Source organism: Geothrix campi (genome assembly GCF_024609265.1).
Taxonomy (GTDB): domain Bacteria; phylum Acidobacteriota; class Holophagae; order Holophagales; family Holophagaceae; genus Geothrix; species Geothrix campi.
This window is the reverse complement of sequence record NZ_JANHMP010000001.1, coordinates 1,345,804-1,359,873: the sequence shown is the minus strand read 5'-3', so window position 1 is coordinate 1,359,873 and position 14,070 is coordinate 1,345,804. Positions and strand designations below refer to the sequence as shown.

Genomic DNA, 14,070 nt, shown 5'->3' with positions numbered 1-14,070 from the left:
CTTTACGCGCCTTCCTGGCTGGCCAGGAAGGCGCGGTGGCGTGAAGGCCTGAAAGGGGTACCCTCGTACCATGCGCAAGCATCTGGGAGTGGCCCTGATGCTGACCCTCGGGGGCTGCAACCCGGAACCCGCCCGTCCCGCCGCGCCTGCGGAAGCGGTGGACTATGTCCCAGCGCGGGCACGCATGGTGCACGAGCAGATCGTCGCCCGGGGCATCGCGGATCCCCGGGTGCTCGAGGCCATGGGCCAGGTGCCCCGGCACGAATTCATCCCGGTCGGGCAGCGCGGCGAGGCCTACGACGACTGGCCCCTGCCCATCGGCTATGGCCAGACCATCTCCCAGCCGTACATCGTGGCTTTCATGACGGCAGCCCTGGCTCCCAAGCCCGGGGATCGTGTGCTGGAAATCGGCACGGGATCGGGCTATCAGGCCGCTGTGCTGGCTTGCCTGGTGGCGGAGGTCTACACCATGGAGATCGTGGAGCCCCTGGCCCAGAGGGCTGCGGCGGATCTCAAGCGGCTCGGCTACGCCAACGTGAAGGTCCGCGCCGGGGATGGCTACCACGGCTGGCCCGAGGCGGCCCCCTTCGACGCCATCATCGTCACCTGCGCCCCGGAAGATGTGCCCCAGGCCCTGGTGGATCAGCTCAAGGAAGGAGGGCGGATGATCATCCCCGTGGGTTCCCGGTGGGGGGCCCAGGAGCTGTATCTCCTTCGGAAGACGACCGCGGGGATGAAACGCCAGGGGGTGCTGCCGGTGCGGTTCGTGCCGATGGTCAAGGGGAAGTGAGGAGCCGCGCGATCAGGAAGCCGGGTCGCCCTTGGCTGGGTTGGCGGCTGGAGTGGTTGGGGCTGCCTGGGCGGCCTGGGCCGGTTCGGCGGTGTTCCAGCCCCCGCCCAGGACCTTGTAGAGGCTGATCAGGTTGCCGAGCTTGGCCTGGCGGACCGCAATGAGCCCTTGTTGCGCGGCGTAGAGGGAGCGCTGGGCATCCAGGACTCCCAGGTAGCCGTCGATCCCCGCCGTGTAGCGGGCCTGGGCGAGACGGTAGGTTCCTTCCAGGGCCTGGGTGAGCGCTTCCTGGGCGGCCAGCTGCTCGTCGAGCGTTCCCCTCGTGGCGAGGGCGTCGGCGACTTCCCGGAAGGCCACCTGGATGGCCTTCTCGTACTGGGCCAGATAGATATCCCGGTTGGCGTTGGCCACCTTGAGGTTCGCCCGTCGCGCGCCCGTATCGAAGATCGGGAGGACGATCTGGGGGGAGAAGGCCCAGGCATAGGACCCGGACTTGAACAATCCGGACAGCTCGCTGCCCATGGTGCCGACGTTCGTCGTGAGCGCGATGCGGGGGAAGAAGGCGGCCCGGGCAGCGCCGATGTTGGCGTTGGCGGCCTTGAGCTGGTTCTCGGCCATGAGGATGTCCGGGCGTCGCGTCAGCGTCTCTGAGGGCAGCCCAGGGGCGACCTCCTTCAGCGAGGGCACGGTGCCGAGTGCCTCCGGCAGCCATTCCACGGGCACCGGGGCGCCGACCAGGAGGCGCAACGCATTTTCATCCATGGCCACGGTGCGGGTGTACCGGGCGACATCACCCCGCGCGGTTTCCACGCTGACCTGGGCCCGATAGGAATCGAGCTCGGAGGAGGCGCCGACCTCGAAGCGGCGGTGGACGAGCTTGTAGGCGGCCTCCTGGTTCACCAGGGTGTCCTGGGCGAGCTTCAGGCTGTCGCGATCGGCGGCGAGGGCGAAATACACGTTGGCCACTTCGGCCAGCAGGGAGACCTGGGCGCTGTTCCGCGCCTGTTCAGAGGCGAGGTACTGTTCCAGGGCCTGGTTCTTCAAGCTCCGGACGCGCCCGAAGAAATCCAGTTCCCAGGCGCTGATCCCCACGCCAACCGAGTCCTGTTCGACCACGATCGATTGGCCGGTCCCGGAGACGCTGGCGGGCAGGCGCTGCTTGGTCCCCTGGGCGAAGGCATTGACCTTGGGAAGCAGGTCGGCCCGCTGGATGCGGTAATAGGCCCGGGCCTTCTCGGTGTTCAGCGCCGCGATGCGGAGATCCCGGTTGTTGCGGAGGGCGAGGTCGAGCACCTTCCGCAGGCCTGGGTCCACGAAGAAGTCCTGCCAGGCGATGTCGGTGGCCGCCGGACCGGGGGTTCCGGCCACGGCCTTGTATGAAGGCCCTTCAGGCCAGGCCTTGGGAACGGGCGGCTCAGGGGTGTGGTACCTCGGCGCCATGGAGACGCAACCCATGGTGGCCAGGGCGAGGGGAAGGAGGGACCAGGTTTTGAGCGGCATCATGGCTGCGTCTCCTCGGAAGCCGCGACACGTGCAGGGGCAGGTTCCGGATCCTTCTTCTTGAACCACTGGCTGATCAGGACGTAGGACAGGGGGATGAAGAAGACGGCGATGAAGGTGGCGGTCAGCATCCCGCCAACCACTCCCGTGCCGATGGCGTTCTGGGCCGCGGCTCCCGCGCCGGTGGTCATGGCCATCGGCAGCACGCCGAAGGTGAAGGCCAGGGAGGTCATCAGGATCGGGCGCAACCGCATTCGGGAAGCCTCGATGGCCGCTTCGACGAGTCCGCTGCCCTGGGCGATGAGCTCCTGCGCGAACTGCACGATGAGGATGGCGTTCTTCGCGGCCAGGCCGAGGGTGGTCAGCAGGCCGATCTGGAAATAGACGTCGCTGGATAACCCGCGGCCCCAGGTTGCCGCCACCGCGCCGAACACCCCGAGGGGGAGGATCAGCAGGACCGAGAAGGGGATGGACCAGCTTTCGTAAAGGGCGGCAAGGCACAGGAAGATGACCAGGACCGAGAAGGCGTAGAGGGCCGGGGCCTGGGATCCCGCCTGGCGCTCCTGGAAGGAGAGCCCCGTCCACTCGAAGCCGATGCCGTTCGGCAGCTTCGCGGCGATGTCCTCCATGGCCCGCATGGCGTCCCCGGTGCTCTTGCCGAGGGCCGGCTCCCCATTGATGTTGATGGCCGGATAGCCGTTGTAGCGCTGAAGGTTCGGGGAACCCTGGGTCCATTCACCCTTGGCGAACGCCGAGAAAGGCACCATCCCGCCTGCATTGTTGGGGACATAGATCCGGTTCAGGTCCTCCAACTGCATCCGGAAGGGGGCATCGGCCTGCATGTAGACGCGCTTGACCCGGCCCTGGTTGATGAAGTCATTCACGTAGGAGCCACCCCAGGAACTGGAGAGGGCATCGGCAATGGCCGCGGCCGAAACCCCAAGGGCACCCGCCCGGTCCTGGTCGATCTGGACGTTGTATTCCGGCTGGTCGTCCGCGCCGACCGGTCGCACGCTCTTCAGGTTGGGGTCCTTGGCGGCCATGCCGAGGAGCGTGTTGCGGGCTTCCATGAGCTTCGCGTGGCCGACGCCACCCCGGTCCTCCAACTGGAAATCGAACCCGGTGGCGCTGCCCATCTCGAGGATCGCCGGGGGGGCGAACACGAAGGCCAGGGCATCCCGGCGGGCCATCAGCTTGCCCATGGCCCGCTTCACGACGGCGGCAACCCTGAGCTCCGAACGATTGCGCTGCTTCCAGTCCTTCAGCTTGAGGAAGGCCATGCCATTGTTCTGGCCCACTCCGGCCATGCTGAAGCCGGACACGGACATGATGGAATCCACCGCGTCCTTCTCGTTTTCCATGAAGTGCTTCTGGACCTCCTTCATGACCGCTTCGGTCCGCTCCAGGGGAGCCCCCGCTGGGAGCTGGACCATGGCCATGAGGATTCCCTGGTCCTCCTCCGGCAGGAAGGCTGTGGGCAGGCGCAGGAACAGCAAGCCCGTCACCAGGACGATCGCCGCATAGATGGCGACATAACGAGCGCGCTTGCCGAGCACCCGCTCCAGCTGGCCGGTGAAGATATCGCGGAAGCGGTAGTAGGTCCGATCGAACCACATGAAGAAGGGCCGGGTGACCTTCCAGCCACTCTCGGCCGCTTCGTGGCCTTTGGGCACGGACTTCAGGAAGGTGACGCAGAGGGAGGGGGTCAGGATCAGGGCCACCACCACCGACAGCAGCATGGCGGTGATGAGGGTGAGGGAGAACTGCCGGTAGATGACACCGGTGGACCCTTCGAAGAAGGCCATGGGGCCGAAGACGGCCGATAGTACCAGGCCGATGCCGATCAGGGCGCCGGTGATCTGGGTCATGGATTTGCGGGTGGCCTCCAGCACCGGGAGGCCCTCGTCATGCATGACCCGTTCGACGTTCTCCACCACCACGATGGCGTCGTCCACCAGCAGGCCGATGGCCAGCACCATGGCGAACATGGTGAGCATGTTGATGGACATGCCCGTGTACTGGATCACGGCGAAGGTGCCCAGCAGCACCACCGGAACGGCGATGGTGGGGATCAGGGTGGCCCTGAAGTTGCCGAGGAAGAGCAGCATCACCAGGAAGACCAGGACCACGGCCTCGATCAGGGTCTTCACCACCTCCTCGATGGCTACGCTCACGAACGGGGTGGTTTCGTAGGGGTAGGCCACCGTCACGCCGGCCGGAAAGAACTTGGACATCTCGTCCATCTTGGCCTTGATGAGTTTGGAGGTATCCAGGGCGTTCGCTCCGGAGGCCAGGCGGATGATCATGCCGGCCACGGGCTTCCCGTTGAGGCTGGTTTCAGAACCGTAGTTTTCGGTGCCCAGCTCGATCCGGGCCACATCCCGGAGATGGACCGTGGAGCCATCCGGATTGATGCGCAGGGGGATGTCCCCGAACTGTTCCGGGGTCTGCATGAGTTCCTGGACGTTGACGGTCACGTTCAGCTGCTGGCCCTTCACGGCGGGCAGGCCGCCGGCCTGGCCCGCGGAGATCTGGGCGTTGTAGGCCCTGACGGCTGTCCGGACGTCGTTGGGCGTGAGGCGATAGCTGGCCAGCTTGTCCTGGTTCAGCCAGAGCCGCATGGCGTACTGGGAGCCGAAGGACATGACCTCGCCCACGCCCTCGACCCGGGCCAGCACCGCTTCGATGTTGGAGGACATGTAGTCGCGCAGATCGTCGGAATTGAGGCTGCCGTCCTCGGAACGGATCGCGACGATCATGAAGAAGTTGCGGGTGGACTTGGTGACCTGGATGCCCATCTGCTGGACCGCTTGCGGCATGAGCGGCTTGGCTGTTTCCAGCTTGTTCTGGACTTTGGCCCAGGCCACGTCCGGGTCGGTGCCCGGCTTGAAGGTCAGGGTGACGGTGCCGCGGCCCGAAGAGTCGCTGGTCGCGGAGAAATAGAGCAGGTTGTCGAGCCCGGTCATCTTCTGTTCGATGATCTGGGTGACGGTGTTCTCCACCGTCTTGGCCGAGGCTCCCGGGTAATAGGCGGCCACCGTGATCGAAGGCGGGGCCACGGGAGGATACTGGGACACAGGCAGGGCCCGGATGGCGAGGACTCCGGCCAGCATGATGATGATGGCCACCACCCAGGCGAAGATCGGCCGGTCGATGAAGAAATTGACCATGGTGCGGCTCCTCTACTTCGCAGCCGCGGGGGCGGGCTTGGCCCCGAAGGGCAGGACCTTCACGGCGACGCCGGGCCGGACTTTCTGGAGACCTTCCAGGATCACCCGGTCTCCGGCGCTGAGGCCTTCGAGCACCAGCCACTTGGATCCGATGGCGCGATCCACCTTGAGCGTCCGCTGCTCCACCTTGTCGGAGCCATCCACGACCATGGCGATGGCGTTGCCCTTGGGATCGCGGGTGACGCCCTGCTGTGGCACGAGGATGGCCTGTTCGGCCACGCCCTCTTCCACGATGGCGCGGACGTACATGCCCGGCAGCAGGATGTGGCGGGGATTCGGGAACACCATGCGGAGGATCTGCGAGCCCGTGCTCGGGTCCACGGTGACATCGGAGAACTTCAGGATGCCCTGCAGGGGATAGGGGGTGCCGTCCTCCAGGAGGAGCTTCACCTTGGCCTGGCTGGCGCTGCCCTTGATCCGGTTCGTGGCCAGGTTCCGCTGGATCCCCAGCAGGATGGAACTGGACTGCGGGGAATCCACGTAGACCTGGTCCAGCTGCTGGATGGTGGTGAAGGCCGGACCCTGGTAGGCCGCCGCCAGGGCGCCGGGAGTCACGTTCGACTTGCCGATGCGGCCCGAGATCGGCGCCGTGATGCGGGTGTAGCCGAGGTTGATCCGGGCGGATTCGGCGCCGGCCTTCAGGGCCTGGACCTCGGCTTCGGCCTGCTTGTGGGCGGCGGCCGCGTCCTCATAGTCCTGCTGGCCCACGGCATTGACGCTGAGCAGTTCCTTGAACCGCTCGGCGCGCTTCCGGATGGCGGGGAGGTTGGCCTCGGCCCGGGCGAGGGCCGCCGCGGCCGTGTCATAGGCGGCCTGGTAGGGCCTGGGGTCGATCTGGTAGAGCACGTCGCCCTGCTTCACGTCAGCGCCCTCGATGAAGAGCCGCTGCTGAATGATGCCGTTCACCTGGGGGTGGACTTCGGCCATGAGGTAGGCCGAGGTGCGTCCAGGCAGTTCGGAGGTGATGGCCACCCGCTCGGGCTGCAGAGTCACCACGGCGACTTCAGGGGTGGCTTTGGCCTGCTCCTTCTTGCCGCACCCGACGGTCAGCACGCCTGCCACCAGGGCACCGGCGAGGAAGATCATTCCGCCTCGATAGGGGGTCTGCATGGGAGTACTCCAAAGAAGAGGCCTGAGAAAAATCTGGTTACCTGAGTGGGGAATCAAGAACGACGGACCGTTAGTATCAGCGCTGGCTGAGGCCGTGATAAGTGAAATCAGCCAAGCGGTCCGCCATGGTGTCGAGGGACAGCGAAGGGTCGGCCGATGTCCAGGCCAGACCGGTGATTTCGCCCATCAGCGCGTGGTGGATGCAGCTGCCGTGGAGGGTGATGCCCCAGAAGTCGACTTCCTCGTGGGTCAGGTCGGGGCGGACGGCGAGGAGGCAGGCGCGGGCCTCGCGCACGAAGGGCTCCATGCGCGCCTGCAGAAGGTCCCTGACCTCGTGCCTGGGGGACTGGAGTTCGCTCAGCCACAGGCGCGAAGCGGGTTCTCGCAGGGGATCCGAGGCGTCGAAGTGGGCGTCCACCTCGCGGAGGATCTTGCGGATGTGGGCGCGGAGCCGTGCGCGCCCAGCCATGGGGCCCGCCGGAACCTGGGCCGGGCCCTGCGCGTCCTCTGCACTCGTCTTGGCCGAGAAGTGGGTCAGCAGGTAGCGGAAGACTTCCCGGTACAGCCCTTCCTTGCCCTTGAAGTAGTACGAGATGAGGGACGAGTTCTTGCCCGCCATGGACGCCACGAGCCGGATGGAGGTGGCGTCATAGCCGTACTTGGCGAAGCAGGCCAAGGCCGCTTCAAGCAGGGCGTCGCGGGTGTCAGGGCAGGGTGTGGTGTCGGAGGGAAACATGAGACATCGCCTTAGTCGTTCGACCGAATAAAAGAATCAACCGATTGAATCATCTCGACAAGGCTTTTTTAAAATCTTAACTAAACAAGTTAAATTGTTATAAAAATCTAAAAAAATGTGTATATATTTACTATTGACATAGGTCAATCGTCCTATTAAATTGGTTTCGATTATGGGTCATTTGACCTATTTGCCTTCCTGGTCGAGCCGGCCAGGAGCCTTCCCCACTTGTCCTGCCCGACCGGGCACAAGGAGATCCCCATGAAATCGAGCCTAAGGTTGGCTTTCTGCCTGACGGGCGCGTTGCTCGCCAGCGGTTCCCTCTCCGCCCAGGACCTCAAGTTCGGCCTCCAGGGCACGCTTGCCTATCCCACCAGCGATCTTGGCGACCAGGACCTGCTGGACAACTCCCTAGGCTATGGCCTGGGCGCGCACCTGGTGATCGGCTTCACCGGCGGTCACGCCGTTGTGCCGAGGCTGGACTACACCACCTTCGAAAAGAATCACCGCAAGGTCCAGACCCTTCAGCTCGGGGCCGACTACAACTACTTCTTCTCGCAGCAGGTGAACAAGGGGGCCTACCTCGGGGCGGGCCTCGGTTTCGGCCTGGCGAAGTTCGAGGTGGACCTGCCTGGCATGAGTGCCGACGACACTCCGAACGCTCCGTACGGCTCGGTCTCCGCAGGCTGCATGTTCACCCCGAACCTGGGTGCCGAACTCCGGTACGTCTACACGAAGTACGAGCCCGAGCTCTTTGGCGCCAAGCCCGAGATCACGTCGCCCACGCTCAACGCGACCTTCATCTATCGCTTCTAGCGCTGTGGCAGATGTTGGCCGCTGCGGCATTCCCGGGCCGGGGGGGCCACTCCTCCCGGTCCCCGGGTCTACTCTTCCCGCAGGGCCGGTGTGCCCGCCCTCAGACCGTGCAGGCAGAAATCCACGAGCAGTTCGGCCTCCTGGAAGTGGCTGCCGAAGGGGGGCAGCTCGCCCCACAACACTTTGTGGAGGCCCGACATCGTTCCATGGCCCGCCACCTGGCCCATGATCGTGGCGCCCAGGAAGGCCACCTGGGCCGCATTGAGCTCCGGCCGGAGGGCTTGGATGCAGTTCCGGATCAAGTCCGTGGCCGGGCCGAGGTACTGCTGGATGATCGGGCGGAGGCTGGGCCGGGGCGCGCGGAACTCGCGCACCCAAAGCCTGGCCCGCTGATCCATGAACGGCTTGGCCGCGGCTGCATCCGGAGCCGCCTGCTGGTACATGAAGTGGATCTGTTCCCGCAGCAGGCGGATGGCTGCCTGTGGATCCCGCTGATCCAGGCCCGAGGCGAGCGCGGGATTCGGGGCCTGCGGCGCGGAGGTCTCGAGGATGTGCTTGAACACTTCCAGGTAGAGCCCCTCCTTGTTCTTGAAGTAGTGGGAGAGGAGCGAAAGGGGACGGCCAGCCTTCTCCGCGATCATCCGCATGCTCGTGCCGTCGAATCCGTAGTCGGCGAAGCACACCAGGGCGGCCTGGAGCAGGGAAGTGCGCGTGTCTGGGGTTTTAGGTTCCATGTAGGAACCCAGGATATCCCCACTTGGATTCGATCCGCGTCGCGGAGTGGCTGGAGGCCAGGGAGCGACCCGGCGTCCCCGCGGGCCTCCAGATCCGCCGTGGAAGGTTTATGCTCCGAAGCCGCGTGATGGGCCTCCTTCTCACCCTGACGCTCCCCCTTGTCGCGGCATCGGAGGATCCCTGGCCTGACCCGGGCCCTCCGTCCAGCCGGGACCTCTTCCCGCTGAACCTGGTTCCTCTGACCTACCGTCCGGTGGGTGCGGAGACGGTCGGCCAGGGGCAATGGCGGTTCGCCTTCCAAATGACCCGGTCGAACACCTTCGAGTTTTCGGATCTGATCAAGGACCGCCTCAGGCGGGACACCTCCGGCCGATTCAGCGTGGATCAGCCGGGTGCGGAGACGTTCGCCGCCTCCCTGCCGAACGAGCCTCTGATCTATTTCTTCGATGCCGAAATCCAGCGGACGGAACTCAGCTTTCGCTACGGCCTGACGCCCGACACCGATGTGGCGCTGACCCTGGGCTGGCAGAGCCTCGACGGCGGTTTCATGGACGGGCTGATCGAGGGTGTCCACAGACTTGGATTCGAGCAGGCAGGGCGGGAAGCCATCGTTCGGGATCAGCTCACCGCCGCCATCATCCAGAAAGGGCAGGTGGTCTACTTCTCCCAGACAGCGGTCCGCCTCCACCCGGTGGATCCGGTCCTCGCCGTCATCCACCGCTTCCATGAAGGACCCACGTTGACCGTCAGCTTCCTCGGTGCCTTGCAGGTGCCCGCCACCCGATTCGCCGGCCAGTTCCGTTCGGATTGGGACGCGAGCGCCGGCCTGACCTTCCAGTGGCGCCCCATCGGGCAGCAGGCCGTCAACGGGGGTGCGGCCTACCTGCGCCGTGGCCTCAAGGGCGGGGACGGTCTGAACCCCTTCCTCATCAAGGACCAGATCGCCGGCCACCTGGGCTGGGAGTGGCGTGGGTGGTCCCGGGTACGGCCATTTCTCGTCCTCCTCTACCACGATGCGCTCACCTCCCAGGGCCCCGGAGCCACCCTGGACAAGCCTTCCGTGATCCACGACCTTGGCATGCATGTCCGCCTGGGGTCGCGCACCGTCATGACCTTCAGCTACATCAACAACATCACCAACAACGAGAACACGGCGGACATGGGGCTGGCGCTGCGGCTGGCGGTGCGGCCGTAGGCGGAGGGCGACGGTGGCCCACCTCCGCAAGCCCATGAGGAGGTGGGTCGTGCTCCGTAATTGGGATCGACCCATCAAGGCGAGATTCGAGCCGCGTCTGGCTGGGCCAGCCGTCGGTCTCGCTACGGCGTGCAAGAGGCTCCGCGAGCGAAGCGAGTGGGAGCATCCTCCAGTGGAGGATGCGTTAGGTGGAGAGACACGCCTCGGGCGGCCCCACTCGGAGGTTCATCGTGCTCCGTATTTGGGATTGACCCATCAAGGCGGGATTCGAACTGCGTCTGGCTGCGCCAGCCGCCGGTCTTGCTCCCGACAGCGCCCCGCGCTGTCTCCGCAATCCCACTCGGAGGTTCGAATCCTCTCGACCCGGAGGGTCGAAACACCAGAAAAAGGGGCCCGATTGGGCCCCGTTTTCTGGTGTTTTGGTCGGCGCGAGAGGATTCGAACCTCCGACCCCTACCACCCCAAGGTAGTGCGCTACCAGGCTGCGCCACGCGCCGTGAACTATTGACTCTAGAACGGGTGTGGCCTTGCGTCAAGGTTTGACTGGCGTGGAGAGGCGTTCGTACAGGGCCCGCACGGATTTGAGGATGGGCTGGAGGTCAGAGCTGGTGCGGAGGAGCCTCGGGATGGTGGGTTTGGGCTTCTGGGCGGGGGCGGCCGGGAGCTCGTCGCCTTCGAGGCCCAGATCGAGGCGCTGCACGAGGTGGCCATGGGCCAGCAGCTCCGCGCAGTCGGCGACGGTGAGGCCTTCGGCCAGCCAGGCCTTGATGCGCTTCAGGCGGGGCAGTTCGTCCACATGGTAGTAGCGGAGGTTGCCCTTGCTGCGCCGGGGCTTGATGTCGGGGATGACGTCTTCCCAGTAGCGCAGATCCTTGGGGCCCACGCCGATGAGGGTGGCGGCTTCTCCAATCTTGAACCACTTCTTGTCCGCCATCGGGACCCTGCCTAGCTCTCCCTGGGTTCGATGCCCAGGGCCTTGAGGCGCTTGTAGAGGTTGGAGCGGTCTACGCCCACGCGCTCGGCCACACGGGTCATGTTGCCATTCTGCAGGCGCATCTCCCGCTGGAGGTACTGGGCCTCGAACCAGTCGCGGGCCTCCTTGAGGCTGGGGAACTCGGGGAAGGAGAAGGGGTCGGGCTCGGCCAGGTGCCGGGCGGCCAGGGGGCCCAGGTCGCGGGGGCCGATCTCGGCGCCGCGGCCCAGGATGACGGCCCGCTCCATGAGGTTCTTCAGCTCGCGCACGTTGCCGGGCCAGTCGTGGCGCAGCAGGGTTTCCTTCGCCTCGGGGCCCAGGTGCTTGGGCGGGCGGCCGTACTGGCGGCCGATGCGGCTGATGAAGGCCTCAGCCAGGGGCAGGATGTCTTCGGGCCGCTCCCGCAGGGGCGGGATGCGGAGGGGCACCACGGCGAGCCGGAAGTAGAGATCCTCGCGGAAGCGGCCCTTGGAGATCTCCCCGGCCAGATCCTTGTTGGTGGCGGCGATGACGCGCACGTCCACCCCCACGGCACCACCGCCGCCCACGGGTTCCACCCGGCCCTCCTGGAGGGCGCGCAGGACCTTGGCCTGGGTCTTGAGCGACATGTCGCCCACCTCGTCGAGGAAGAGCGTGCCGCCGTCCGCCTCGCGGAACTTGCCCTTCTGGTCGCGCACGGCCCCGGTGAAGGCGCCCTTCAGGTGGCCGAAGAGCTCACTCTCGATGAGTTCTTCGGGAATGGCGGCGCAGTTCACTTCGACGAAAGGCGCATCCTTCCGAGGGCTTTGCAGATGGAGGAGCCGTGCCACCTCCTCCTTGCCGCTGCCGTTCTCGCCGGTAAGCAACACGCGGCCTTCCGTGGGCGCCACCAGAGCCACATCAGCCATGAGCCGCTTCATGGCAGGGCTGTCCGCCAGGAAGAAGCGCCCACCCTCGACCTCCGCCTGGAGCCGCTGGTTCTCCCGCTCCAGCTTCGACTGCCGCAGGGCGTTCCCCGTCACCAGCAGCAGGCGGTCGAGGTCGATGGGCTTCTCGAGGAAGTCGAAGGCGCCCAGCTTGGTGGCCTGCAGCGCGGTGTCGATGCTCGCGTGCCCTGAGATCATCACCACGGGCAGGTCGGGCCTGACCTGCTTGGCCTGCTTCAACGTCTCCAGGCCGTCCTGCCCAGGCAGCCAGACATCGAGCAGCATGAGCTGGATGCCTTCGCCATCGGGGTTGTGGAGCAGGTCGATGGCCTGTTCGCCCCGCTCGGCCTTCACGACGTGGTAACCCTCATCCTTGAGGGCTTCGCCCAGGGACCGCCGGATACCCGGCTCGTCATCCACCAGGAGGATGGTCGTGGGGACGCTCATGGCTCCATGCTGGGTGCGGAGCAAGCCTTTGTCCAGCAGGGGGTTGGCTAGAATTCCGCCAGCGCCTTCTCGGTTTCCGGCAAGAGGGCGCCGGCCAGTTCCCCGGCGGCCTGGTAGTACGGGTGGGCCTGGACCTGGGGGAGCTGCTCAGCCACCGCGGCCACAAAGGGGCGCAGGTGCTCCCGGAGCAGGCGCCGGGCCAGTTCCACGAACAGGGTTCGCTCTGCCAGATCCCCTTCGATGACCTGACCCAGCAGGTAGCTCAGGCAGGCGAGTTCCAGCCCCAGGTGGTCGGGCGGAACGGCCAGGTCCTCCTGGATGGAGATGTCGGCCTCGTCGTAGATGGCCTTGAGGGGCTCGAGCACCTCGGGGGCCATGTGGTGGCCCCGCGCCTGGACGGACTCGAACAGGTGGATCGTGTCCGTGTCCTTGGCGTGGTGGAAGAGCCGGGCGTACTCCACGGGCTGGTCCTGAGCCGGGAGAGTGTGTTCCACCATCCGGGCCAGGGGCGAGGCCAGGGAGGGGCCGGGGCCGCTGGCCAGCAGCTGCCCCAGCCCCTCCTTGAGGTCGGCATCGGGTTCCAGGAAGACTTCGGCGAGGATCTGGGCGAGGTCCGCCAGGAGCGCGAGTGGCATGGGTGATCCTTTTAGCGGAGCAGCCCCATCTGGTGGAAGCTGCTCACCTGGCCAGCGTAGACGAAGATGTAGCGGAGCAGGAAGCCGCCGATCAGGACCAGGCCGGCGGCGGTGAGGGCCAGGTTGCGGCTGCCGTGGAACTCGTGGCCCTTGAAGATGTTGGGGGCGAGTTCGTAGACCTCGATGGCCAGCGGCACCAGGAGGCCCATGACGAGGAAGGGGCCCCAGAAGACGAAGGTGTACGGGCCGCCCAGAATCAGCCCCAGGGCCTGCTTCACCGCCAGGGAGGACAGCTGTCCGTGGATCAGGTAGGGCAGGATGATGAACAGCTCCAGCGAGATGAACACCACGTCCAGGGTGACCAGGAACTTGATCTCATGCTTCTCGGCGGGGCTCTTCTTGTTCAGGACCATGGCCAGCATGAGGGCCGCGGCCCCACTGGAAAGGGCGGAGAACAGGAACATCTGGGCCACCAGGTTGGTGTTCCAGAAGGGGCGCGCGGACACGGCACCCAGCAGCACGCCCGTGTAGATGCCCACGCCGATGGAGAAGGGGAAACCCACCATGGCGATCTTCCCGCGCCAGGACGAGATGTCCACGTTCAGGCGATGGACCTGCTTCCAGGTGGCGGGCACCTTGCTGAACAGCCACTGGCGCTCGTCGGCAGTGAGCCACGCGAAGAGGTAGAGGAAGGCGATCACCGTGAAGATCGTCAGGAGATACGACCCGATGGACATGGGGCTCTCCCACCGGAAGTGGATGAACAGCTTGTAGAACCGGTACCAGTTCCCCAGGTCGAGGATGAGCAGGCCCGAGCCGATGGCCACGGGCCAGGGCGCGAGGAAGGCGCCCATGCGGGCCACGCGCGCGTAGACCGGCTTGTCATCGACGGTCATGTAGTCCGCGAGACCGGCGGCGAAGAAGAGCCCGGCGGAAAGCCCGCCCAGGAAGAGGTAGATGACGATGAGGAGGCCCCAATTGAACTCGTGCATGTCTTC

12 protein-coding genes and 1 tRNA gene are annotated in these 14,070 nt (G+C 65.8%); 3 read left to right on the top strand and 10 right to left on the bottom strand.

Annotation, left to right across the window (positions count from 1 at the left end):
• The first annotated feature begins 70 nt into the window (after nucleotides 1-70).
• Complete coding sequence (locus NOV65_RS06210; RefSeq protein ID WP_257305161.1) at nucleotides 71-790, top strand: protein-L-isoaspartate(D-aspartate) O-methyltransferase; 720 nt, start codon at nucleotides 71-73, stop codon at nucleotides 788-790.
• Nucleotides 791-802: 12 nt separating this feature from the next.
• Here the strand turns inward: NOV65_RS06210 and adeC are convergent, their stop codons facing one another.
• From adeC to NOV65_RS06190, 4 genes are all read right to left on the bottom strand, one after another.
• A complete protein-coding gene (gene adeC, locus NOV65_RS06205) occupies nucleotides 803-2,293 on the bottom strand; it encodes an AdeC/AdeK/OprM family multidrug efflux complex outer membrane factor (protein ID WP_306671943.1) in 1,491 nt (496 codons plus the stop codon).
• On the bottom strand, nucleotides 2,290-5,460 hold the full coding sequence (locus NOV65_RS06200; RefSeq protein ID WP_257305160.1) for an efflux RND transporter permease subunit: 3,171 nt from the start codon (nucleotides 5,458-5,460) through the stop codon (nucleotides 2,290-2,292). The genes adeC and NOV65_RS06200 overlap by 4 nt, the downstream gene beginning before the upstream one ends.
• Before the next feature lie 12 nt (nucleotides 5,461-5,472).
• Entirely contained in the window at nucleotides 5,473-6,630 is a 1,158-nt protein-coding gene (locus tag NOV65_RS06195; RefSeq protein WP_257305159.1) for an efflux RND transporter periplasmic adaptor subunit, read from the bottom strand.
• A gap of 76 nt (nucleotides 6,631-6,706) precedes the next feature.
• Nucleotides 6,707-7,366: a TetR/AcrR family transcriptional regulator gene (locus tag NOV65_RS06190; RefSeq protein ID WP_257305158.1), complete on the bottom strand. Its 660-nt coding sequence runs from the start codon at nucleotides 7,364-7,366 to the stop codon at nucleotides 6,707-6,709.
• A gap of 261 nt (nucleotides 7,367-7,627) precedes the next feature.
• Here NOV65_RS06190 and NOV65_RS06185 point away from each other — a divergent pair, with 261 nt between their 5' ends.
• On the top strand, nucleotides 7,628-8,182 hold the full coding sequence (locus NOV65_RS06185) for a porin family protein (RefSeq protein WP_257305157.1): 555 nt from the start codon (nucleotides 7,628-7,630) through the stop codon (nucleotides 8,180-8,182).
• A gap of 68 nt (nucleotides 8,183-8,250) precedes the next feature.
• On the opposite strand, the gene NOV65_RS06180 is transcribed toward NOV65_RS06185, so the two are convergent.
• Nucleotides 8,251-8,916 carry a TetR/AcrR family transcriptional regulator gene (locus NOV65_RS06180; RefSeq protein WP_257305156.1) on the bottom strand — a complete coding sequence of 222 codons (666 nt, stop codon included), beginning with the start codon at nucleotides 8,914-8,916 and terminating at the stop codon, nucleotides 8,251-8,253.
• Between the two features lie 110 nt (nucleotides 8,917-9,026).
• Here NOV65_RS06180 and NOV65_RS06175 point away from each other — a divergent pair, with 110 nt between their 5' ends.
• Complete coding sequence (locus NOV65_RS06175) at nucleotides 9,027-10,112, top strand: DUF3187 family protein (protein WP_257305155.1); 1,086 nt, start codon at nucleotides 9,027-9,029, stop codon at nucleotides 10,110-10,112.
• 420 nt (nucleotides 10,113-10,532) lie between these two features.
• Here the strand turns inward: NOV65_RS06175 and NOV65_RS06170 are convergent.
• The 5 genes from NOV65_RS06170 to nrfD form a co-directional block, all read right to left on the bottom strand.
• A tRNA-Pro gene (locus NOV65_RS06170) sits at nucleotides 10,533-10,609 on the bottom strand.
• Between the two features lie 35 nt (nucleotides 10,610-10,644).
• Entirely contained in the window at nucleotides 10,645-11,046 is a 402-nt protein-coding gene (locus NOV65_RS06165) for a helix-turn-helix domain-containing protein (protein ID WP_257305154.1), read from the bottom strand.
• Between the two features lie 11 nt (nucleotides 11,047-11,057).
• The gene (locus NOV65_RS06160; protein ID WP_257305153.1) at nucleotides 11,058-12,437 is read right to left on the bottom strand and encodes a sigma-54-dependent transcriptional regulator; all 1,380 of its coding nucleotides are present in this window, start codon (nucleotides 12,435-12,437) and stop codon (nucleotides 11,058-11,060) included.
• A 47-nt stretch (nucleotides 12,438-12,484) separates the two neighbouring features.
• A complete protein-coding gene (locus NOV65_RS06155; RefSeq protein ID WP_257305152.1) occupies nucleotides 12,485-13,072 on the bottom strand; it encodes a TorD/DmsD family molecular chaperone in 588 nt (195 codons plus the stop codon).
• 11 nt (nucleotides 13,073-13,083) lie between these two features.
• Nucleotides 13,084-14,064, bottom strand: coding sequence for an NrfD/PsrC family molybdoenzyme membrane anchor subunit (gene nrfD, locus NOV65_RS06150; protein ID WP_257305151.1), 981 nt, complete (start codon nucleotides 14,062-14,064; stop codon nucleotides 13,084-13,086).
• Nucleotides 14,065-14,070 lie beyond the last annotated feature (6 nt).